This is a genomic window from Amycolatopsis sp. NPDC058986, assembly GCF_042741125.1.
GTDB lineage: Bacteria > Actinomycetota > Actinomycetes > Mycobacteriales > Pseudonocardiaceae > Amycolatopsis.
On the sequence record NZ_JBHYJW010000005.1, the window covers coordinates 12,279 to 34,653 of the forward strand.

Genomic DNA, 22,375 nt, shown 5'->3' on the forward strand with positions numbered 1-22,375 from the left:
GGGCCCCCCCGGGGGTCGGGGGCGCGGGGGGGGTGGCCCGCGTGGGGGTGGGCTGCCTTGTCGCCCCCGGGTGACCCCGCGGGTCACCCGCCGGGGTGCCCCGGCCGCCCGCCCGCCGCCCGCCGCCTCGTCCGCCGCGCGCAGCAGTGCTTTCGCCTTGGGCAGAAAGGCTTCCCCGGCTTCGCTGAGGCGGGTGCCGCGGGGTGTGCGTTCGAGCAGGCGGACACCCAGCTGGTGTTCGAGGCCGCGGATCTGCCTGCTGAGCGAGGGCTGTCCGATGTGCAGCGCGGCCGCTGCCCTGCTGAACTGCCCGTGTTCGGCGACGGCGATGAAATACCTGATCAGCCGCAGCTCCAAGTCCAGGGCAGGCGGTGGAACTTCGATCATGCCCTTACCGTAGCCCGCCGCTATGCCCCGCGGGCATATCCGGATCCGACATGGGCATTGGACCCCGGGGGTGCGCCGCCCGCAGAGTGGAGTCGAGGCGGGCGACGGGGTCGAACCGCTCCAGCGCGCCGATACGCGCGCTCTCGCCCATGACTTCCGCAGGAGGGACGCCTTGACCGCTGAGCTGACCGGCTGGCCCGGCACCAAGAAGGTCGCGGTCCTGATCACGGTGGCCGTCGAGCTGTGGTCACCAGGGCACTGGCCGTACTACGCGCCGATGGCGTCGGCGTGGCCGCTGCCCTCGGCGCACGACACGCACAGCGTCTCGTGGTCCGAATACGGTGCCACGACAGGGATCTGGCGTCTGCTCGACATCCTGCGGGGCCGTCGCATGCCCGCGACCTTCGGCATCAGCGGCCTGGTCGCCGACCGCTTCCCGGACGCGGTGCTGGCCGTGCACGAAGCGGGACACGAAATCGCGGCGCATTCCTACACCCAAGACGTCATACCGGGGCTGCTGGACCCGGAAGCCGAGCGCGACAACATCCGCCGATGCACCGAGACGTTCGCCAAGCTGACCGGCGTCCGCCCGGCCGGGTGGATGAGCCCCCGTGCCACCGGCTCGGCGAACACCCCCGCACTGCTCACCGAGGCCGGCTACCACTGGACGCGTGACGACAACGACCACGACCTGCCCCAGGTGATCCCGACGCCGAGCGGACCGCTCGTGTCCATCATGCACAGCGACTTCTCCGACGTGCGCGGGGCCGTCGCCGGGCCAAGGGCCTACCGCGACATCCACCTGGACCTGCTGAAGCATCTGCTCGGCGCGCCCGGGCCCGGGATGTTCACCATGACCGTGCACGCCCATGTCGGCGGCAGGCCGTATCTCGCGAGCATGGTCGACGAGATCCTCGACCACGTCGAGCAGGCGGGCGAAGACGTGTGGCCGGCCACGCACCACCAGGTGGCGGAGCACATTCTGCGGCAAGCCACCTGATACCGAAAGGAACAGAGACAAACCCATGACCGACACTCTCGTCATCGGCGGTACCGGCGCGATGGGCGGCAGGATCGTCCGGCGTCTTCTCGAGCGAGCCGACGCGACGGTCGCCGTGTTCACGCGCGATCCCCGCTCGCGGCGCGCGACCGAACTGCTCGCGCACGGCGGCGGCCGGGTCCGGATGCTGCAAGGCGACCTGGACGACTCCGCCAGTGTGCTGGCGGCCGTCTCCAGCGTCGACCGGGTGTTCTGCAACACCGACTTCTTCACCACCGGCACCCCGGTCGGCGAGTACAACCAGGGCCTGGCGATCCTCGAAGCGGCCCGCGGCAGCGGCGTGGACAGGTTCATCTGGTCCTCGCTCGACAGCGCCGTGACACTGACGAACGGAACCGTTCCCGTTCCGCATTACGACGCGAAAGGCGCGGTCGCCGCGCGCATCAACCTGCTCCGGTCCGATGAAATGATGCGATTGGAGACCGACGGCTGGTACACCGAGCACGTGTCGGTCCTGACGACCGCGCCCTACTTCGAAAACCTCCAGCTGCGGCTGGCCCCGCAACCACACCTGCTGCCCGACGGCCGTGCGGGACTGATGTTCTCCCTCCCGCTGGGGACGGGTGAATACCCGATGGTCGGACTCGACGACATCGCCTGGTTCGCCGACTTCATGTTCGAGAACTGGCAGAGCTGGGGAAGCCGCGACCTGGCCGTCGTCGGGGACAGCCTGAGCGGCGCGCAGATCGCCGCGACCTTCGAACGGGTCACCGGCACACCGTCGGCCTACACCCCGCTCCCCCTCGACATCCTGCGATCGTCCATTCCGGACAAGGGACACGATTTCGCCGCCATGTTCCAGTTCTTCCAGGAACGGAAGGTCGCCGACCGGGACCGCGACCGCGCGCTGCTGGCCGAGATCCACCCGCACCTGATGACCTTCGAGGACTGGCTGCGCACAACCGGCTGGGACGGCACCGAAACCGACGTCCAGAAATTCCCCATCCGCCTGGCACACCCGGCGAGCACGGCGTCCGGCACAGGGCGAATCGCCTCGGCAGGGCAGCACGAGCGAAGGTGACGTTCGTACCTCACCTGCGACGTCGCGCCAGTTCACCACGCCAGGACGATCACGGAGGCACCGGTAAAGGCAAGCGTCGCGGCGCTTGACCTAGTCGCGCAGGTCCGCCTCCAGCGCGACGGCAGTGGCACGCAACGTCGCCACCAGCGTCGGCAGCCGATCCTTCGGATAGCGCACACTCGGCATCGACACCGAGAGCCCGGCGACGGCCTCGCCGTCCGGGCCGTGCACCGGGACGCCGACGGCGGTCACTCCCCGTTCGGAACGGCCCTGGTTGAGCGCGAAGCCGCCGCGGCGCACGCGGGCCAGGTCCGCCCGCAGCTCGGCCGGATCCGGTCGTTCGCCGGGCTTGTCGACCGCGTACAGCTCCTCGACCTGGTCCGGCGGCAGGCCGGCGAGCAGCAGCAGGCCGCCCGTCGTCCTACCTGGTCCGGTGGCTGGGCTGATCCGGGCCCGCTGTCCGTCCACAACCGACTCGTCCACAATGGACTCAGCGGGCAGTGTAGCCGCCGTCGATGGTGAGGATGCTGCCGCTGGCCCAGGAGGCGTCGCCGGAGGCCAGGAACACCGTGGCCTTGGCGACATCCTCGGCGCGGCCGAGGTCCGGCCACGGCGTCGTGCCGTGCAGGGCCTGGTTCAGTTCCGGGGTGTCGAGGAGCGGGCGGAGCATCGCGGTGTGCAGGAATCCGGGGCACACGGCGTTGACGTTGATCCGCTCGGCGGAGAAGTCGGCGGCGAGCTGCCGGGTCAGGTTCACCACGGCGCCCTTGGCGGTGCTGTAGGCGGGCGCCGTGGGCAATCCGACCAGGCCGCCGATCGAGGCGATGTTGACGACCCGGCCGCGGGTGCCGTCGACGACGTCCTGCTGGCGCATCCGAGTGACAGCGGCCTTGCAGCCGAGCCACACGCTCTTGCAGTTGACGCGCATGACGCGGTCGAACTCTTCTTCGGTCTCGTCGGCGATGGTCTGCGGGGCGGGGAGGATGCCCGCGTTGTTCACCATGACGTCGAGCCGTCCGAACGTCTCGATCGCGTGGTCGACGACGGCCTGGATGTCGGCGGCCTTGCTCGCGTCGGCGTCGAGGTACTCGGCCGTCCCGCCGGTGCCCCGGATCAGGTCGTCGGTGTCCCGGTCGGCGTCGATGTCGTAGCCGCCGTTTCGGGTGGATTTGCGGATGTCCGAGCAGACGACCTTGGCGCCCTCGGCGGCCAGTGCGAGTGCGATGGCACGACCGTTGCCGGAGCTGGAGCCGGTGACGACCGCGGTCTTGTCTTTCAAGCGAGCCATGGTGATTCCTCTTCTCCGCGTCGTGTCGACGTGGTGTCGCGGGCGGCGGCGACCGTGCGGTGGACGTAGTCCGGGTGCGCGAGTGGCACGTCGAGCAGTGCCGCGGGCACGTCCAGCAGATCGAGAACCTCGGTGTGGTGGCCGGCGCACTGGTCGCTGAGCACACGACGCTGGTCCAGCAGGCCCCGGATTCCCGTGCTGTCCAGCAGTTCTTCCGCCACCAGGTGCTCGGTCAGGTTCAGCAGGCAGGTCACGGCGTAGAGCTGTCGCAGGGTGTCGTCGGCGGGGCCCCGGGAATGGCCGGCCCACCGGCGGAGCGCGAGCGCCGCGCAGCTCGCGTCGACGTGCGGCCGGCACAGCGCGCCACGCTGTGACGTCCTCCATCGCCGGAGGAGACGCACTGCCAGCGCTTCCAGCAGGACGACGCCGTCGTCGCCCGAGCGCAGGCCGTCCTCGGCCAGGACGGGCACGGTGGCGGGGGCGTCGTCCGCTGCCGTGTTTTTCGCGGCGACGCGGACACTTTCGTAGCACAGGACGGTGTTGTCGCCGCCGAAGGTGGTGTTGATCTCGCCGTCCACGCGCGCGGTGACGATTTCGTTGTGGCTGTGGAACCCGTGGCCACCACAGAGTTCCCGCAGCGCGACGAGATTCGTGTTGGCCGCCCATGAGGCGTGGGCCTTGGCGCCGGAGGTCAGCCCGTAGAGCGCCTGCCGATGGCGGGCGACCGGCTCCGCCGCGTGGCGGCTGGTCCACTCCTCGATGAGGTGCTCGGTCAGGTGATGCAGGCCGAGCGCGCCGGCGACGACAGGCATGAGGCGTTCGCGATAGTGCTGGTAGCTCAGGAGAGTGCTGCCGAAGGTCTCCCGGTGCGTGCTGTAGCGCAGGGCGATCGCCGCACCACGCCGCAACGCCCCGGCGGCTCCCGTCACCGGGAAGACGCGTTCCTGGGAGAACGTCTCCAGACAGCGCGGATACCGCGCTCGCCTGGCGATCTCGCAGACGTACCTGCCGGAGTCGTCGATGTGCGCCCACGCGCTCAGCAGCGCGTCCGGCGGAATCCGGTACCGGTCGAAATGGATCATCCCCGTCTGGTTCCCCACGATCCCGCCCTTGGGGTCGGCGCGGCGAATACGTACGCCGGGGAACGGCAACGCGCCTTCCGCCGGCCGCAGCGGGACCCGGAACCAGTGGTGGCCTTCGTCGGTGCCGTCGACCACCAGCCGGGCGAGGAGCATCGCGTGGGTCGCGGAGAACAGGCTGTTGCCGATCCAGTACTTCGCCGCGTCATCGGACGGCGTCGTGACGCGCAGGGAGCGGTCTTCGTGCCGGTAGTGGACTTCCGTCCCGAGGGACAGGAGGTTGGTCCCCCTGCCGATCTCGGTCACCGCGAAGGCGTAGACCCGGTCCATCCGGTCGATCTCGTCGCGGTAGGCGGCCACCTGTGCGGGACTGCCGTGCGCGAGCAGCGCGTTACCGGCCAGCTGCTGGTTGCCGATCGTGGAAACCAGGGCGATGTCGAAGGCGCTGACCCAGCCCAGAGTGCGCACCAGGCCGGGGAACCGGTCCTGCCTGCTTCCGCCGCACCAGGCCTCACTGCCGACCACTCCCCTGGCGTGCAGTGCTTTCGCGCGTTCGATCGTCAGGAGCATCAACTCGTCGACACCCAGTTCGTACCGGGCACGCGGATCGAAGAGGGGCTCGCCGAGAAAACCGAGGTCCGGCTGCGCGGGTTCGGGCACCGTCAGTTCTCCCGATCGAGTGCCGGGACGGGCGGGGGCTGCTTCGGACCGGGCAGGTCATGACGGGTCAGGTGCAGCGCCTTGAGCGTCGGAGCCACGATGTCGCGGAGGTAGACCCGGCCGTCGATGCCGGTCGAGCGCATGAGGGCGGTGCGGGCCCCGGGGTCCGGGAGGAGCTGTTCCGCGGGCATGCGGAACGTCCTGAGCACATGGGCCAGATCGGCCAGGGTCCCCTCCCGGTCGTCGTCGAGCAGGAGCGCGACCATGTGCTGGTAGAACTTGGTGTGGGCCATTTCGTCGCGGCCGATGAGGCGGTAGACGTCGGCGAGAACACCGTGATCGTTCTTCAGTGCCAGGGTGCGCTGGGAACGGTAGACCACAAAGGTGGTGAGTTCCTGGATCATGCCGTAGATCAGCATTTCGCGGGGAGTCTCGTACGGACGCTCCCAGCGTTGGGCCAGCACGGTGTCGGCGTAGTCGTGCAGCTGCTCTTCGGTGCGCTGGCCGCTGCGGCGCAGGTATTCCCGCAAGGCCAGGGAATGCTTGGATTCCTCGTAGCCCCAGTTGACGGCGAACCAGGCCTGTGCGTAATTGCGGCCGAAAAGTTCCAGATGCGTGTTCATGTAGTCGGGCAGGAACAGTTCCACGCCGCAGAAGGTCTCGGCGTTGGTGGCCAGTTCCGCGTCGCCACGCGAGGTGTCGAGCGCGTCCCAGTCGATGTCGTTGAACAGATTCCACCTGCGGGTACGCTCGGCGTTCTCGAAGAACGTCATGTAGGCGCGGTGAAAGGATTCGCGGAGTTCCTTGTTCACGATGCGGTCCGCTGCGCGAGCTCGGCGGAAATCAGGTCGCACAGCTCTCCGACGTCGGTCACGTTGTAGAGCTGCTCGTCGGGCAGGCGCACGTCCAGTTCCTGCTCGGTCCACGTGACGAGCTCCAGCAGCTGCAGGGAGTCGATCCCCGCCGAGTGGAGATCGGATTCCGGGGCGAGCGGGGCACGGTCGGCCGAGGTGATGGCGCGCAGACCGCGATCGAGGAGGGCCAGCAGGTCGTCCTGGGTCATCGGGATTTCCTTTTCGTGGGTACCGGGTCCGGTGGTCGTGTGGAAGAGAGACGTCATTCGGGATCGTCGACGCGGCGCAGACACCATTGGGACAGCGTCATGTGCCGGCGGGCGAAGGAATTGACGCAGCAGGTCAGATAGCGGTCGTAGGTCTCGAAGACGTCATCGCCCCAGCGGTCGCGGATTTCTTCCTCGTGGGCGCGCAGCCGGGTACGCCAGTGGGTGGTGGTCCGCTCGTAGTCTTCACGCCGGGTACGGAGCTGCATGACCTCCCAGTAGGGACCGACGGCCATGATGATGTCTTCGGCGCGCGGCGTCATACCCCCGGGAAAGATGGTCTCGCCGAGCCATCGGAGTTCTCGTGCCTCTTCGGGACGACGGGGCAGGCGGTCGCGTAACCCGGTCTGGAGCGCGAAGTGGGCGCCGGGGCTGGTCCACGTCCACGCCCTGCGGAAGTAGTCGCGGTAGCGCGCGACGGCGTGGCCCGCGCGGGCCTCCTCGGGGGTGCAGACGTGTTCGATCATGCAGATGGACTGCACCGCGTCGAAGGGGTCCGACGGCGTGAAATCGCGATAGTCCACACAGGACACACTCACTCGCGGCAGGTCGCGGCGCAGGATCTCGGCGTACTGGGCCTCGGACAGCGTGATGCCGTGTGCCTGGGCGACGCCACGTTCCTGGGTGAGGTAGGCGAGGTTGTTCCCCCAGCCGCAGCCGATGTCCAGCACCCGGCTCCGCGGGGTGATGCGGGCGAAGTCGTGCAGGACGCCGAGTTTGGCGAGCTGGGCGGCGTCGAGGTCGTCGGTGTCGTCGAAGACGCCACAGGTGTAGTTCATCCGGCTGTCGAGCCACAGCCGGAAGAACTCCGGATCGAGGTCGTAACTGACCGCTATGTCAGCCTTGCTGGACACGGAGGGCACCTTCCAGGTATTGACGGCGGGTCTCCTGCCGCCGGGGCTTTCCCGACGTCGTCTTGGGTACGGCGCCCGGCCGGACGGCGACGACGTCGTGAACGGGAACGCCGAGCGCGGCGCCCACCACTTCGCGCAGGGCGGGGGCCAGGCCGGCGGTGGCCGAGGTGTGGCACTCGGCGACGATCACCAGCTCCTCGGACCGCGGACCGGGACGGGTGCAGGCGACGACACCGCCCGCGCGGACACCGGGCACCGTCTCGGCGAGCCACTCGACGCGCTGCGGGTCGAGGTTGCGGCCGTTGAGGATCAGCAGATCCTTGAGGCGTCCGGTGATGAACAACTCCCCTTCGGCCAGGTAGCCGAGGTCGCCGGTGCGCAGCCAGCCGTCCGGCAGGAAGGCCGTGCCGGTCTCCCGCGGAGCCGCCACGTAACCCCGGGCGACGGCGGGACCGCGCACCCAGACTTCACCGACGGACCGCTCGCCGAGGACGTCGCCGTGGGTGTCGCGGATGACGATCTCGTTGCCCGGCAAGGGTTCGCCGCACCCGACGAGAGTGCTCACGCCGTCAGCCGAGTCCGTCTCACCCACGGGGTCCGGGGTGGCCTGTCCGGCGGACAGCGCGGCGGTCCGGACGCGGTCCACGCGGTACGGGCGGTCCGGTGGGGAGAGCGTGACCGCGAGGGTGGCCTCGGCCAGCCCGTAGCACGGCATCAGGGCTTCGGGAGCGAGGCCGGCGGGGCCGAAGGTACCGAGAAACCGTTCCAGCACCGCATGGTTGATGGGCTCGGCGCCGCAGCCGAGCACACGCACGTGGCCGAGATCCAGCGCGGCGATCTGCTCGGGCGAGGTCCGGCGGGCGCTCAGCGCGAAGGCGAAGTTGGGTGCGAAGCTGATCGTGGCACGCCGCTCGGACATCGACCGCAGCCACAGCCCGGGATCCCGCACGAAGAAACGGGTCGGGACGAAGGAAACGGGGACGCGGGCCAGCAGGGGTGCCAGCACGAACCCGACCAGTCCCATGTCGTGGTGCAGCGGCAGCCAGGAGAGCCCCCGGTCGACGGCCGGGTCGCTGCGCAGGCCGTCGTGCATGATGGCCAGGCCGTTGGCGATCACCGCCGCCACCCGCGCCGGGACGGCACGAGGGGTTCCGGTGCTGCCACTGCTGAACTGCAGGTACGCGATCGTGTCCGGCCCCGGCTCGTGGGGTACCGACTGCTCCGGCGGCGCGGCCACGACGCTGTCCAAGTCGACCGGCCGTCCACAGCCCGCCGGCGGCTCGACGTCGCCGCGCAGCGCGATCACCTCGGGACGCGCGGTACGCGCCATCGCCGACACGTGCGCGCTCCACGCGGCGTGCCGCCCCGCCGCGGGTGGCGGTGGCAACGGAACGGGGACCACCCCGGCCCACAAGGCACCGAGGAAAGCCGGGACGAACACGTGCGGGTCGGCCGCCTCGACGGCGACCCGGTCACCGGGCCGCAGGCCGGCGGCACGCCATCCCCGTGCCGCCGACCGGACGCCCCGGAGGAGGTCGTGGCGGCTGATCGCGGTCCATTCGCCGCTTTCCCGGAGGTATTCGTGAGCGGGCCGATGGTCGTTTTCGTAGCTCGCCAGTACGTCGGTCACCCACGCTTCACGCATGCGTTCGCCGCCCTTTTTCTTCACGGTCAATCGTCGATTCTCCAACACTTTCCGGGGATTACCTGGCAGCAGCCGCCACACCACGGTGTCTCGTGGGACGCAAGGAAAGCAAGTCATGACGAAGATCGCTGCCCGAACCATCCCGTCGCGTCCGTCCGTTCGCGCCGATTCTTCGGCACCGGCCTCGGCGATCACCACGATGCGCACGCCTTGACCCGGCAAAACAATGGCGAGGACTGCACCGGAAACCCTCCCGATCGCCATGACATTTCGCCAACGCTAGCCGCTTACCCGGTTCGAGGACATGCGCGGGATTGCGGGCCATCGATCGGCAATTGCGGTACGACGGCCCGGGTCGCCGTCCGTTCAGGCGAGCCGCGGGGGGAGTTCGTTCGCGAGATGGTCGATGGCCAGCCGGGCGCGCCGCGGCAGCGCCCGCGCGGAGGGGTACACGGCGTAGATGTGGGCGTCCGGGGTGGGCATGTCCGGCAACACCCGCACCAGTTCGCCGGTGCGCAGCAGCGGAGCGACGTGCCACAGCGACCGCATCACCAGTCCGTGCCCGTCGACACACCATTGGGTGGCGATCTCGCCGTCATTGCTGATCATGGAGCCGGGCACCTTGATCGCGGCCTCCTCGGCGCCGGTGCCGAACCGCCAGATCGCGTAGTCCGAGTCGTTCTCCCGGATCACGATGCAGTCGTGGTCCGGGAGGTCGTGGATCGAGCTTGGCGGGTTCCGGCGGCGCAGATAGTCCGGCGACGCGCACACCACCCGCCGGTTCGGGTGCAGCAACCGCGCGTGTAAGGCCGAGTCCCGCTGCCTGCCCACGCGCACGGCGAAGTCGAAGGGGGTACCGGCGATGTGCAGCGGCAAATGGGACAGCTCCACCTCGATCTCGATGTCCGGGTGGAGCTTCTGGAATCCGCCCAGCACCGGGGCGATGTGCGCCCGCCCCAGCCCGATGGTCGAGTGCACCGCGACCCGGCCGCGTACTTCGTGGCGACGTTCGCCGACCTCTTCCTCCAGATCGGTGATCATCGGCAGCAGGCGTGCCACGCCCGCGGCATAGCGCTCTCCTTCGCCGGTGAGGTCGAGACGGCGGGTGCTGCGGGTCACCAGCTGCACACCGAGCCGTCGTTCCAGCCGCGCCAGCCGTTTGCTCACCGCGGACGGCGACACACCCCAGCGGCGGGCCGCCTGCGTCAGGGTCTGCGAGCGGGCCACCCCGTCGAAGAACTGGAGATCGTCCAGCTCCGGCAGATCCACGGGCTCATTCCTTTCGTCCGGCGCAACAGTGTTGTGTCGAATCGGCTGTTTTTCCGGCCTTTTGTGCTTCTTACGATACGACAATGACGACGACCTACCGTGTTGCAGTGATCCCCGGCGACGGCATCGGGAAGGAAGTCGTGCCCGAAGGCGTGCGGGTGCTGACCGCGGCGGCCGAGCTCCACGGGTTCGCTCTGGACCTGGCCGAGTTCGATTTCGCCAGCGCCGGGTACTACCTCCGGCACGGCACGATGCTGCCGGACGGCTGGTTCGACCAGCTGCGGGACTTCGACGCCCTGTTCTTCGGGGCGGTCGGCTGGCCGGAGGTGGTCCCCGACCACATTTCGTTGTGGGGCAGCCTGTTGCAGTTCCGGCGCCGGTTCGACCAGTACGTGTCGCTGCGCCCGGTCAAGCTCCTGCCCGGCGTCACCAGCCCGCTCGCCGGCCGGCTGCCGGGCGACGTGGACTTCTCCGTGGTCCGCGAGAACACCGAGGGCGAGTACTCCAGTATCGGCGGCAAGATCTTCGAGGGCACCGACCGGGAGACGGTGGTGCAGGAAACGGTCATGACGCGCACCGGTGTCGATCGCGTCCTGAAGTACGCCTTCGAGCTGGCCCGCACCCGCCCGCGCCGCCGCCTGACCTCGGCGACGAAGAGCAACGGCATCTCGATTTCCATGCCCTACTGGGACGAACGCGTCCAGCGGATGGCCGCCCGGTACCCCGACGTCGAGGTGGACAAGTACCACATCGACATCCTCACCGCGAACTTCGTGCTGCATCCGGACTGGTTCGACGTCGTGGTGGCCAGCAACCTGTTCGGCGACATCCTGTCCGACCTCGGGCCCGCCTGCGCCGGCACGATCGGGCTGGCCCCCAGTGCCAACATCAACCCGGAGCGGACCTTCCCCAGCCTGTTCGAACCGGTGCACGGCTCGGCGCCGGACATCGCGGGCAAGGGAATCGCCAATCCGGTGGGGCAGATCTGGTGCGCCTCGATGATGCTCGACCACCTCGGTGAGCACACCGCCGGCGCGGCCGTGCTGCGCGCGATCGAGGACGTGCTGGCGCGTGGCGGCGCGCCGATCACCCCGGACCTCGGCGGTGACGGCACGACCGTCACGCTCGGCACCGCGATCGCCGACACGCTCCGCGCACACCACCGCCCCTGATCGGCTCCGACGTCCCCGCGCGGTCCTTGTTCGCCCACCTCTCAGAAAGACCTCGACGATGAGCGCAGCTGAGGCAGTCGCGACCGGCGAACCGGCCAGGAACCCGAGGACCTGGAATCCGCTCAAGACCAAGCTGAACGGCGTCCCGCTCCCCGTCCCGATCATCCTGGTCGCGCTGGTGCTCGTCGCCGGAGCGCTGGAGAAGATCCCGCACGACATGATCGGCGGGCTCGCGGTCATCACCGGGTTCGGGATGCTGCTCGGCCCCCTGGGAGAGCGGCTGCCGGTCATTTCCAAAATCGGTGGCGGCGCGCTGCTGTGCCTGCTGGTCCCCTCGGTCCTGGTCTATTTCGGGGTGTTCGGCAAGAACATTCTCGACTCGACCGCCGCGGTGATGAAACAGGCGAACTTCCTCTACTTCGTCATTTCCTCGCTGGTGGTCGGCAGCATTCTGGGAATGCGCCGGGCGACCATGCTCAAGGCGCTGGTGAAGATCTTCCCGCCCCTCGTCGCCGGGACCGCGGTGGCTATCGGCGCCGGACTGGGCATCGCGCTGCTGTTCGGTTACTCGCCGCACGAGGCGTTCTTCTACCTCGTGGTGCCCATCCTCGGCGGCGGCATCGGCGAGGGCGTCGTCCCGCTGTCCGCGGCATACGCCCACGCGCTGGGCGGCGAGCCGGCGGAGTTCGTCGCGCGGCTCATCCCCGCCGCCGTGATCGGCAACATCGTCGCCATCGTCGTGGCCGGTCTGCTGCGCCGTCTCGGCGGCCGGCGGCCACATCTCGACGGCGGCGGGCGACTGGTCAAGGACCAGAAGGCCGCCCCCACCGCGGACGAGGAACCGGACATTCCTCCCCCAGCGCCGAACTACGGCGTCGGTGTCCTGGTGATCTGCGCGCTCTACGTCTGCGGCTGTCTCGGCGCGCCGCTCCTGCACCTGCCCCCGCCGGTGCTGGTGATCGTGTTCTCGGTGCTCTGCAAGCTGCTCGACCTCTTCCCGGACAGTGTCGTCCACGGCGCACGCGCCTTCTACGCCATCGTCTCCGGCCATTTCATCGCCCCGGTCATGGTCGGCCTCGGCATGCTGTACGTGCCACTGACCAGCGTGTTCGCCGCCCTCTCGGCAGGCTTCGTGCTCACCTGCGCCGGCGTGGTGCTGGCGATGGCCGCCGCGGGGTTCTTCGTCGGCAAGTGGCTGCGCCTGTACCCGATCGACGCCGCGCTCGTCACGATCTGCCACAGCGGCCTGGGCGGGACCGGCGACGTGGCCATCCTGTCCGCCTCGGACCGGATGGTGCTCATGCCCTTCGCGCAGATCTCCACCCGCCTCGGCGGCGTCGGCACCGTGATCAGCGCGGCCCTGCTCATCCAGGCGTTCCGGTAGCCGTCCGACACGCCCTCGTGCGACGTCCGGTGTGTCGCTGGGCTTCGCCGGTGAGATGACTAAGGTGTCGGCGTGGCGAACATATCCCGGTGGTCGGACGAGAACGGTGGCTTGGACTTCGGGCTGCTCGCGCTGCGGCTGATGCTGGCGGTCGCGATGGGAGCGCACGGGCTGATCCAGGTGTTCGGGCTGTTCGGTGGCCCGGACATGGCGCATTTCGGGACACTCCTGCAAGGCTACGGGTTCAGTCACAACATCGAGTTCCTCACCTGGCTCACGGGGATCACCGAGGTCGCCGGAGGGCTGCTGCTGGCGGTGGGCCTGTTCACTCCCCTGGCCGCGGCCGGGCTGCTGGGCGTGGGCATCAGCGCGGTTCGCGTGAAGTGGTCGGGCGGGCTCTTCGGGAGCACCGGTCCCGGCTTCGAACTGGAGCTGACGCTCGCGGTGATGGCGTTCGCGCTGCTGCTGACGGGCCCCGGCTGGTACGCGCTGGACCGCCACACGGCGTGGCGGCAGAAACCGCTGGGCTTCGCGGTGGGCGGGCTGATCATTTCCGTCTGCGCGGCCGTCGCGGTCGGTTCGCTGTTCTGATTCCTCCCTGCCGAGAGGGTATCCGCCGTGAACGTCCCGAATGAGGTCTTCTCACTCAGGTGCCGGGCGGCGTCGCGAACGCTCCGTTCGGGACGCTCATCGTCGCCGACGGCGCGTTCGCGACGTCAGGCTTCACCCGTTTTCCCCACGATTCCGGCGACCAGGTGAGGGCTGCCGACAACGGTCACGCACACGGACTTGCCCATTCGTGCATCCGGGGAGAATTCCCGCCCCCGGCAGAACGCGCATCTCTTTCGGTGCGGCGAGGCGGTATCACGGTGCCGGTGCTCGACACGATTCCTGTTGCTCTCATCAGGGGGCGAGCGTGGCGCGCCCACCGCCGGTGCGCGACCATGCGAAGATGACCTCCGCCGATTTCACGCCGCTCCCCGGAAGCCTGCGCGCCGAACTGGCGTCCGCCGAAACCGTCGGACCCGCTGATCCGGCCGAGCGGATCACCGTGACGGTTCTCCTGCGCAGGCGCGCCGATCTCGACCGCGAGCTGGTGACCGGGCCGGAAACCGTTTCCCCGGAAGAACTCACCGCCCGCTACGGCGCGAGCGACGAGGACGTCCGCCAGGCGCGGGAGGCACTGGAATCCGCCGGGCTGACCGTCGAGGAGGTGCATGCGGGCTCCCGCCGGATGACCGTGACCGGTTCCGCCGAGACGCTGGGCACCGCGTTCGGGGCGAGCCTGACACGGGTGCGCAGCACCGGGCCGTTCGGCGGCGACCCCGTCGAACATCTCGCCCGCTCGGGCGAACTCCGGGTACCTTCGTCGCTTTCGGACGTCATCGTCGCGGTGCTGGGCCTCGACACCCGGCCGCAGGCGCGGGCCCAGTTCCGGCTCCACGACGCTCCCGCGGCGGCCCACGCGTACTCACCGGAACAACTCGGCACGATCTACGGTTTCCCGTCCGATATGGACGGTACCGGGCAGACGCTCGCGATCATCGAACTCGGCGGCGGGTTCCGGCAGTCCGATGTGGACACTTTCTTCCGTGGCCTGAAGATCCCCTCGCCGACGATCCGCGCGGTCGAGGTCGACGGGGCCAAGAACGCGCCGACGGGTGATCCGTCCTCGGCGGACGGCGAGGTCCTGCTCGACATCGAGGTCGCGGGCGCGCTGGCCCCCAAGGCCACCCAGCTGGTGTACTTCGCGCCGAACACCGACCGGGGCTTCCTCGACGCGGTCTCCACCGCCGTCCACGCGACACCCACCCCGGCCGCCGTCAGCATCAGCTGGGGCCAGTCGGAGGACCAGTGGACGGCGCAGGCCCGCGCCGCGATGGACCAGGTCTTCGCCGACGCGGCCGCGCTCGGCGTCACCGTGTGCGTGGCCAGCGGCGACAACGGCAGCGGCGACGGCCAGAACGACGGCAAGGCACACGTGGACTTCCCCGCGGCCAGCCCGCACGCGCTCGCCTGCGGCGGCACCCGCCTCGAAGCCGGTCCCGACGGGAAGATCACCTCGGAAACGGTGTGGAACGAACCCAGTGGAGGCGCGACGGGTGGCGGCGTGAGCGACGCGTTCCCCGTACCGCCGTTCCAGGCCTCCGCCGGGGTTCCCGCGCGGGCGGGCGGCGGCACCGGCCGGGGTGTGCCCGACGTGGCGGGCAACGCGGATCCTGCCACCGGGTACCAGATCCTGGTGGACGGTAAACGTTCCGTGGTGGGCGGTACCAGTGCGGTGGCACCACTTTGGGCCGCGCTGATCTGCCGCCTCGCGCAGGCCGCGAACCGCGGGTTCGGGCTGATCCACACGCGGCTGTACCAAGGTGTCCAGGCCGGCAAGCCACAGCAGGGATTCCGGGACATCACCAGCGGCGGCAACGGCGCCTACTCGGCCGGTCCGGGGTGGGACGCGTGCACCGGGCTCGGCACACCGGACGCGACCGCGTTACTCCACACGCTCACCGGCAAATAACCCCGGATGGCGCAAACCCGGCTCGACCACGCCACGGCGCTGAAAGTGTCCTTTGTGGACTCGTGGATCCGGCGCGCGACCGATTCCCCCCGAGCGGGAACATAACGGACAGGCTATTAGCCGGCCTTATCGAACACGATGCCGGTCTTCTTGCCGGAAAACGGGAACCTTCTCTAGTTTCTGCCGACAGGACGGTGGACACGAGGGGGGCCAGGTGACCAAGCCTCACCAGGCGCGGCCGGCAGCTGCCGTCCCGCGGGCGGAACCGGGGCCGCTCGGCATCGGCGGCGAAGCGCCCGGCGGCGGGCCATGGAGACGGGGCTGGCGTGCTCTGCGCCGCAGTCCCCGGGTGGTGGTGTCGGCGGCGATCCTGGTCGTGATCGTGGTGCTGTGCCTGCTCGCGCCCCTGTACGCCGACCTCGTCTCCGGCACCGATCCGTTCGTGGCCAACCCGGTCGGCAGCACCGTGCTCGACGACGGGACCACCGTGCCGCTGCTGCAACCGGCGTCACGAGGCGTCGGTGTGCTGCCGATCGGACCGACCTGGCAGGCGCACTTCCTGCTCGGCGCGGACAGTGACGGACGGGACGTCGCCGCCCGGATTCTCCACGGCGGCCGCAACACCCTCGTGATCGGCCTGCTCGCCGGGCTAGTCGCCTGCGCCGGCGGTCTGGTGGTCGGCCTGCTCGCCGGGTACGCCGGTGGCCTCGTCGACGGCGTGCTGTCCAGGGCGCTGGACGTCGTGTGGGCGTTCCCGGTGCTGCTCCTGGCGATCTCGATCTCCGCCATCAGCTTCACCTCCGGTATCAGCCTCGGCTTCGTCCGGGTCGGCTCCGGCAGTCTCGCGCTGCCGATCCTGATCATCGGTGTGGTGTACGTGCCTTATGTCGCCAGGCCGGTGCGTGGCGCGGTGCTGTCCGTGCGCGCCGCGGACTACGTCCACGCGGCGACGTCCTACGGCGCCGGGCACGGCCGGATCATCCGCCGGGAGATCCTGCCGAACGTGCTCTCCCGGGTGATCGTGCTGTTCCCGCTGATGGTGGCGACCGCGATGCTGCTGGAATCGGGCCTGTCGTTCCTCGGCATCGGCGTGCGCCCGCCCGCCGCCAGCTGGGGCACGATCATCGAGGACGGCACGCAGCTGCTGCGCAACCGTCCGCTGATGGCGATCGTGCCCGGCGCGCTGCTCGCCCTCACCGTGTGCGTGCTCAACGTGCTCGGGGACGCGATCCGGGACGCCTTCGACCCCAAGGCCGAACTGCGGGCGCGTGCCCGGTGATCGGCTATCTCGTGCGCCGGCTGATCGCCGCGGCCGGTGTGCTGATCGCGGTGAGCGTCCTGGTGTTCCTGATCTTCTTCAAGACACCGGGCGTCGACCCGGCGAAGCAGATCGCCGGCAAACAGGCGTCTCCTCAGGTGATCGCCCAGATCCGGGCCGACTTCGGCCTGGACAAGCCCCTGCCGGTGCAGTACTTCGCCATGATGAAGCGGCTGGTCATCGACCGGGATCTGGTCTCCTACACCGATCGCGGCCCGGTGCTCTCCCGGGTGGCCAAGACGATTCCGGTCACCCTGTCCCTCGTCGGCGGAGCCGCCGTGATCTGGCTGCTGCTCGCGCTCGGCGCGGGCACCCTCGCCGCGGTCTTCCGCGGCCGGGCGCTGGACCCGCTGCTGATGGGCCTCGGCCTGATCGGGATTTCGCTTCCGGTGTACTGGCTCGGCGGCATCGTCAACCTGCTCACCCAGAGCACACTGCACCACAGCCTGTTCGGCTGGCTGCCGGAACTCGGCTACACGCCGATCACGGTGAATCCGGTGAAATGGTTCGAGCAGCTGCTGTTCCCGTGGATCACGCTGGCCATCGGCATGGCCGGGCTGTACGCGCGGGTGCTGCGGGCCGACCTGATCGAGGTCGACGGGTCCGATTTCGTGCTGACCGCGCGGGCGAAGGGACTTTCCGAGTCCCGGGTCCTGCTCCGGCATGTGCTGCGGAACTCGCTCATCCCGTTCGTCAGCCTGTTCGGTCTCGACGTCGGGGCCATGCTCGGCGGGGCCGCGGTGCTCACCGAGCAGGTGTTCGGCCTGCCCGGAGTCGGTAACCTGACCTATCACTCGCTCAGCCGTTTCGACCTGCCGGTGCTGATGGCGGTGACGCTGTACGGGGCGTTCGCCGTGGTGCTCGTGAACCTGCTGGTCGACATCGGCTACGCGGCGCTGGACCCGAGGATCCGAGTGCGATGACAACCTTGGTGGTGGACGGGCTGACCGTGGAGTTCCACGGTCCGAACGGCCCGGTACGGGTGGTCGACGACGTGTCGTTCGAGCTGTCGGCCGGCGAAACCCTCGGCGTCGTCGGCGAATCCGGCTCCGGGAAGTCGATCACCATGCTCGCCGTGCTCGGCCTGATCCGCGACACGCGCGCGATCGTCACCGGCCGGGTGCTGTTCGACGGCCGGGATCTGCTCGCCCTGCCAGGAAACCGGATGCGCGACTATCGCGGCAGCCGGATCGCGATGATCTTCCAGGACCCGATGACCTCGCTGAATCCGGTGTACCGGGTCGGCTGGCAGATCGCCGAGCAAATCCTGCGGCACCAGCGGATCGGCGCGCGAGCGGCACGGCGGCGCGCGGTCGAGCTGCTGGATCTGGTCGGTGTTCCCGGCCCGGAAACCCGCGCCCGCGACTATCCGCACCAGTTCTCCGGGGGCATGCGGCAGCGGGTGATGATCGCGATGGCCCTGTCCTGCGAACCCGACATCCTGATCGCCGACGAGCCGACCACCGCGCTGGACGTCTCGGTGCAGGCCCAGATCCTGCGCATCATCCGGGACCTCAGCGCCCGCACCGGCACCAGCGTCATCCTGATCACGCACGATCTCGGCGTGCTCGCCGGAATCGCGTCGAGGGTGCAGGTGATGTACGCCGGCCGGATCGTGGAGCGGGCACCGACCGCGGAACTGTTCGCCACGCCAAGGCATCCTTACACGATCGGGCTGCTCGGCTCGATTCCCCGGCTGGACGTGCCCCGGCCCGCCCGGCTGCCCTCCATCGAGGGTTTGCCGCCGCCTGCGGCCGAGATCGGGCCGGGCTGCGCGTTCGCGCCGCGCTGCCGCGACGCCGAGGACGTGTGCGTGCGCCACCGGCCGGTGCTGCTGCCGGCGGCCGGGCCGGACCCTCCCGAGCACTTCGACGCCTGTCTGCTGCGGCACGCGCCGCTCCAGGACGGAAAGGGGACGGCCTGATGCCCGAGCCCGAACTCCTGCGCACCACCGACCTGACCAAGTGGTTCCCCGTCCGCCGCGGCCTGCTGGGCGGGCGCGGCAGGCTGCGGGCCGTCGACGGGGTCTCGCTTTCCGTGCGGCGCGGGGAAACGCTCGGCCTCGTCGGGGAATCCGGCTGTGGCAAGTCGACCCTCGGACGCTGCCTCGTCCGGCTGTACCGGCCGGACAGCGGCTCGATCGTCTTCGACGGCGCGGAAATCAGCCAGGCAGGCCGGCGCGGACTGCGCACGGTCCGGCGCTCGGCGCAGCTGATCTTCCAGGATCCCTACGCCAGCCTGAACCCGCGCCGCCGGATCGGCGATTCGGTCGCGGAACCGCTGCGGGTGCACCGGCTGCCCGCGACCCGCGCGGCGGTCGCCGAACTGCTCACCCTGACCGGCCTTTCCGCCGAACTCGCCGACCGGTTCCCGCACGAACTGTCCGGTGGGCAGCGCCAGCGCGCGGTGATCGCGCGGGCGCTGGCGCCGCGGCCCCGGCTTGTCGTCGCGGACGAGCCGGTGTCCGCGCTGGATGTCTCGGTGCAGGCACAGATCCTGAACCTGTTCGACGATCTCAAGGAACGTCTCGGCCTCACCTATGTGTTCATCGCGCACGATCTCGGCGTCGTCCGGCACACCTCCGACCGGGTCGCGGTGATGTACCTCGGCCGGATCGTCGAACGGGCCCCGGTCCGCGAGATCTACGCCGCGCCAAGGCATCCGTACACCGCGGCGCTGCTGACCTCGGTGCCCATCCCCGACCCGGCGGCAGGCGCGCGCTGGCGGGAGACCACGCTGACCGGGGACGTGCCGAGCCCGCTCGACCCGCCGGGCGGCTGCCGGTTCCACCCCCGCTGCCCCCGCGCCACCGACCTGTGCCGCACCACGGAACCGGCACTGAGCAACGAAAACGCGGACCACGACGTCGCCTGTCACCACCCTCTCGAACCGGCGGTACCCGCGGCGCCGGCCGGACCGGAGGCTGCTTCCGATGACTAGCGCCGGCACCGATCAGTCCACACACCCGACCCTGCCCCAGCTCGCCGCGCTGATCGCGATCTCGGCGACCGGTTCGTTCGCCGGAGCCGCGACCGCGCTGGGCTGCACCCAGTCGGCGGTGAGCCAGCGCGTCGCGACGCTGGAACGCGGGCTCGGTGTCGTGCTGGTGCGAAGATCCCGGCAGCAGCGCGGGGTCGCGCTCACCGAGGCCGGCGACACGCTGGTCGCCGCCGCCGACCAGGTCGGCGGGATCCTCTCCGCCGCCGTCAGCCAGGTGGAGACGATCCGCAGGGGCCTGAACGCGACCGTCCGGATCGGCTTGTTCACCAGCGCGAGCGAGCGGGTCATCCCGCCGGCGATGGCGGCGATCCGGCGCCAGCCGGTCGACTACCGGATCGAACTGGTGGAGCTGGACCAGCAGGCGGAGGTGTCGCGCCTGGCCCGCAACGGGGACATCGATCTCGCCTTCGTCGAACTGCCGATCGCGGACCCTTCCCTGCTCAGCGTGGAACTCCTCACGGATCCGTTCGTGCTGCTCGTCCCGGCAGGCGCCGAGCCGGTCTCCCCCGGCCGGCTCACCGGGCTGCCGTTGATCGGCCTGCGCGGCCAGCGGGATCCGCTGGAGGCCTGGGCGGAATCGGTGGGTACCGCACTGAACTGGGTGCTGGAGATGGAGACCAATCACTCCGTCGAGGCGATGGTCGCGGCCGGTCTCGGGTACGGCACCGTGCCCCGGCTCACCCTCGGCGGCCGGACCCCTGGCGTGCGCCGGATCTCCCTCGCCGGTGTCGTCCCGGCCAGAACCATCGGACTCGCCTGGCGGCGCTACCACCCCCGGCTGCCGTTCGTCCGCGGGGTCATCGAGATCGTCCAGCGGGTGTGTGCCCGGCCGGCGGAGGTCCTCCCGCCGGTCGACGTCGAGGAGGTGCCTGCCCGATGAAGCGGAATCGGGCACTGCCCCTGCTCGCGTCGGTGATGCTCCTCTCCACTGCCGCGTGCGCGGTGGACGACACGCTGTCGATGACCTCCGTCGCCCCCGGTGACCGCGGGCATCAGGGCGGGGTGGAAGTGTTGCTGGCCAACGGAAATGTCGGCACCGCCGACCCGATGATCAATTACTCGACCGGATCCTGGGCGCTCTTCACGGCGACCTACGACGGTCTCACCGCGTTCACCAAGTCCGGCCCCGACGTCGGCAAGCACGTCGCCCCGGATCTCGCGACCGAGATCCCGAAACCCACCGACGACGGTCTCAAATGGACATTCACCCTCCGCTCCGGAATCCGGTTCAGTGACGGCCGCGAAGTCCAGCCGAACGACGTCAAGGCGTCCTTCGAGCGGATGTTCAGGGTGCACGGCCCGACGACGTCCTCCCAGTTCAATGTCATCGCGGGCGCGAAGGAATGCCTCGACAAGCCGGAAACCTGTGACCTGTCGGCCGGGATCGCCATCGACGAAGCGACGAGACGGATCACCTTCACCCTGCTCCAGCCCGATCCCGAATTCCCCGAGCAGCTCGGCCAGCCGCTGGCGTCGATCCTGCCCGCGGACACCCCGCCCGCCGACGTCGGCTCGGACGTGTCCAAGCTCCGGGCAACAGGACCGTACTACTGGGCGAGTTACGACCCGACCGATCGCATCACGCTGAAACGCAATCCGTATTTCCGCTCCTGGTCGCCCCTTGCCGCGCCGGAGGGATATCCGGACCAGATCGTGGAGAAGTTCGGTCTCGAACCGACCGATCAGGTCACCGCGGTCATCAACGGCCAGGCCGATTTCGCGACCGACCAGCCACCGCCGGACCGGGTGAACGAGATCAGCGTCGACCATCCGAACCAGCTGCACCTCGACCAGATCGGCCATGTCTGGTACTGGGCGCTGAACACCAGGATTCCCCCGTTCGACAACCTCAAGGCGAGACAGGCGCTGAACTACGCGTTCGATCGCAACTCGGCGGTGCTGCAGGCGGGCGGTCCGGGTCTCGCCACGTCGACTTGCCAGGTGCTGGTGCCGAACATCCCCGGTTATCGGCAGTACTGTCCGTGGACGATCGATCCGGCGCCGAACGGGAACGGACCGTGGCGCGGCCCCGACATGGCGAAGGCGAAACAACTTGTCGCCGAGTCCGGCACCGCGGGCGCCTCGGTGTCGGTGGTGCCGGGGAACAACCGGATGCACATCGCCATGGGCGAATACATGCAGACGCTGTTGACCAGGCTGGGCTATCACGCGACACTCAAACCCATCGACGAAGGCCTGCAGTACCCGTTCGTCCAGAACTCCGGAAACCGGGTCGAAGTCGCCTTGTCCGACTGGTCCCAGGACTATCCGGCGGCGAGCGATTTCCTGAACGTGCTGACCTCGTGCTCCGCGTTCACGCCCAACTCGGACGCGAGCCCGAACATCGGCGGCTTCTGCGATCCGGCCATCGACGAGAAGATGGCGGAGGCGCTGCGGCTCGGCAACACCGATCCGGAGGCGGCGAACGCGCTGTGGGCCCGAGTGGACCGCGAGGTTACCGATCAGGCGCCCTGGGTCTCGATGTACGTGCCGAAGTGGGTCAATTTCGTATCGGCCCGGCTCGGCAACTACCAGTTCAGCGCCCAGTTCGGGTTCTTGCCGGGTGTCGCGTGGCTGCGCTGACCGGAAGCGGCACCGAT

The 22,375-nt window shown here is 69.5% G+C and carries 21 protein-coding genes; 12 read left to right on the forward strand and 9 right to left on the reverse strand.

Annotation, left to right across the window (positions count from 1 at the left end):
* Positions 1-387 (reverse strand): LysR family transcriptional regulator (locus tag ACFW0G_RS06365; protein WP_378323746.1); only part of this gene is annotated, 387 nt, incomplete at its 3' end.
* A gap of 172 nt (positions 388-559) precedes the next feature.
* On the opposite strand from ACFW0G_RS06365, the gene ACFW0G_RS06370 reads away from it, so the two are divergent.
* Positions 560-1,387, forward strand: a complete 828-nt coding sequence (locus ACFW0G_RS06370) for a polysaccharide deacetylase family protein (RefSeq protein WP_378323747.1) — start codon at positions 560-562, stop codon at positions 1,385-1,387.
* A gap of 25 nt (positions 1,388-1,412) precedes the next feature.
* The gene (locus ACFW0G_RS06375) at positions 1,413-2,468 is read left to right on the forward strand and encodes an NmrA family NAD(P)-binding protein (RefSeq protein WP_378323748.1); all 1,056 of its coding nucleotides are present in this window, start codon (positions 1,413-1,415) and stop codon (positions 2,466-2,468) included.
* Positions 2,469-2,558: 90 nt separating this feature from the next.
* Here the strand turns inward: ACFW0G_RS06375 and ACFW0G_RS06380 are convergent, their stop codons facing one another.
* The 8 genes from ACFW0G_RS06380 to ACFW0G_RS06415 all read right to left on the reverse strand — a co-directional run bounded on the left by ACFW0G_RS06380 (position 2,559) and on the right by ACFW0G_RS06415 (position 10,383).
* Positions 2,559-2,951 (reverse strand): IclR family transcriptional regulator C-terminal domain-containing protein, encoded by a 393-nt coding sequence (locus ACFW0G_RS06380; RefSeq protein WP_378323749.1) that lies wholly within the window; start codon positions 2,949-2,951, stop codon positions 2,559-2,561.
* Positions 2,952-2,958: 7 nt separating this feature from the next.
* Complete coding sequence (locus ACFW0G_RS06385) at positions 2,959-3,756, reverse strand: SDR family NAD(P)-dependent oxidoreductase (RefSeq protein ID WP_378323750.1); 798 nt, start codon at positions 3,754-3,756, stop codon at positions 2,959-2,961.
* The gene (locus tag ACFW0G_RS06390) at positions 3,744-5,495 is read right to left on the reverse strand and encodes an acyl-CoA dehydrogenase family protein (RefSeq protein WP_378323752.1); all 1,752 of its coding nucleotides are present in this window, start codon (positions 5,493-5,495) and stop codon (positions 3,744-3,746) included. Before ACFW0G_RS06390 ends, ACFW0G_RS06385 begins: the two co-directional genes overlap by 13 nt.
* A gap of 2 nt (positions 5,496-5,497) precedes the next feature.
* Positions 5,498-6,307 (reverse strand): acyl-ACP desaturase, encoded by an 810-nt coding sequence (locus tag ACFW0G_RS06395; protein WP_378323753.1) that lies wholly within the window; start codon positions 6,305-6,307, stop codon positions 5,498-5,500.
* Entirely contained in the window at positions 6,304-6,558 is a 255-nt protein-coding gene (locus tag ACFW0G_RS06400) for an acyl carrier protein (RefSeq protein ID WP_378323754.1), read from the reverse strand. The genes ACFW0G_RS06395 and ACFW0G_RS06400 overlap by 4 nt, the downstream gene beginning before the upstream one ends.
* 53 nt (positions 6,559-6,611) lie before the next feature.
* A complete protein-coding gene (locus tag ACFW0G_RS06405; protein ID WP_378323755.1) occupies positions 6,612-7,469 on the reverse strand; it encodes a class I SAM-dependent methyltransferase in 858 nt (285 codons plus the stop codon).
* On the reverse strand, positions 7,453-9,138 hold the full coding sequence (locus ACFW0G_RS06410; RefSeq protein WP_378324008.1) for an AMP-binding protein: 1,686 nt from the start codon (positions 9,136-9,138) through the stop codon (positions 7,453-7,455). The genes ACFW0G_RS06405 and ACFW0G_RS06410 overlap by 17 nt, the downstream gene beginning before the upstream one ends.
* Positions 9,139-9,480: 342 nt before the next feature.
* Entirely contained in the window at positions 9,481-10,383 is a 903-nt protein-coding gene (locus ACFW0G_RS06415; RefSeq protein WP_378323756.1) for a LysR family transcriptional regulator, read from the reverse strand.
* Positions 10,384-10,466: 83 nt separating this feature from the next.
* Between ACFW0G_RS06415 and ACFW0G_RS06420 the strand changes: the two genes are divergently transcribed.
* From ACFW0G_RS06420 to ACFW0G_RS06465, 10 genes are all read left to right on the forward strand, one after another.
* Positions 10,467-11,555 (forward strand): tartrate dehydrogenase, encoded by a 1,089-nt coding sequence (locus ACFW0G_RS06420; protein ID WP_378323757.1) that lies wholly within the window; start codon positions 10,467-10,469, stop codon positions 11,553-11,555.
* 58 nt (positions 11,556-11,613) lie between these two features.
* Positions 11,614-12,939, forward strand: coding sequence for a 2-hydroxycarboxylate transporter family protein (locus ACFW0G_RS06425; protein WP_378323758.1), 1,326 nt, complete (start codon positions 11,614-11,616; stop codon positions 12,937-12,939).
* A 72-nt stretch (positions 12,940-13,011) separates the two neighbouring features.
* On the forward strand, positions 13,012-13,530 hold the full coding sequence (locus tag ACFW0G_RS06430) for a DoxX family protein (RefSeq protein WP_378323759.1): 519 nt from the start codon (positions 13,012-13,014) through the stop codon (positions 13,528-13,530).
* A 361-nt stretch (positions 13,531-13,891) separates the two neighbouring features.
* Positions 13,892-15,457, forward strand: coding sequence for a protease pro-enzyme activation domain-containing protein (locus ACFW0G_RS06435; RefSeq protein ID WP_378323760.1), 1,566 nt, complete (start codon positions 13,892-13,894; stop codon positions 15,455-15,457).
* A gap of 214 nt (positions 15,458-15,671) precedes the next feature.
* Complete coding sequence (locus ACFW0G_RS06440) at positions 15,672-16,736, forward strand: ABC transporter permease (protein WP_378323761.1); 1,065 nt, start codon at positions 15,672-15,674, stop codon at positions 16,734-16,736.
* Positions 16,733-17,698: an ABC transporter permease gene (locus tag ACFW0G_RS06445; protein ID WP_378323762.1), complete on the forward strand. Its 966-nt coding sequence runs from the start codon at positions 16,733-16,735 to the stop codon at positions 17,696-17,698. Before ACFW0G_RS06440 ends, ACFW0G_RS06445 begins: the two co-directional genes overlap by 4 nt.
* Complete coding sequence (locus ACFW0G_RS06450) at positions 17,695-18,699, forward strand: ABC transporter ATP-binding protein (RefSeq protein ID WP_378323763.1); 1,005 nt, start codon at positions 17,695-17,697, stop codon at positions 18,697-18,699. The genes ACFW0G_RS06445 and ACFW0G_RS06450 overlap by 4 nt, the downstream gene beginning before the upstream one ends.
* Positions 18,699-19,715, forward strand: a complete 1,017-nt coding sequence (locus ACFW0G_RS06455; RefSeq protein WP_378323764.1) for an ABC transporter ATP-binding protein — start codon at positions 18,699-18,701, stop codon at positions 19,713-19,715. The genes ACFW0G_RS06450 and ACFW0G_RS06455 overlap by 1 nt, the downstream gene beginning before the upstream one ends.
* Positions 19,708-20,655: a LysR family transcriptional regulator gene (locus tag ACFW0G_RS06460; protein WP_378323765.1), complete on the forward strand. Its 948-nt coding sequence runs from the start codon at positions 19,708-19,710 to the stop codon at positions 20,653-20,655. The genes ACFW0G_RS06455 and ACFW0G_RS06460 overlap by 8 nt, the downstream gene beginning before the upstream one ends.
* Positions 20,652-22,358: an ABC transporter substrate-binding protein gene (locus tag ACFW0G_RS06465; RefSeq protein ID WP_378323766.1), complete on the forward strand. Its 1,707-nt coding sequence runs from the start codon at positions 20,652-20,654 to the stop codon at positions 22,356-22,358. The genes ACFW0G_RS06460 and ACFW0G_RS06465 overlap by 4 nt, the downstream gene beginning before the upstream one ends.
* Positions 22,359-22,375 lie beyond the last annotated feature (17 nt).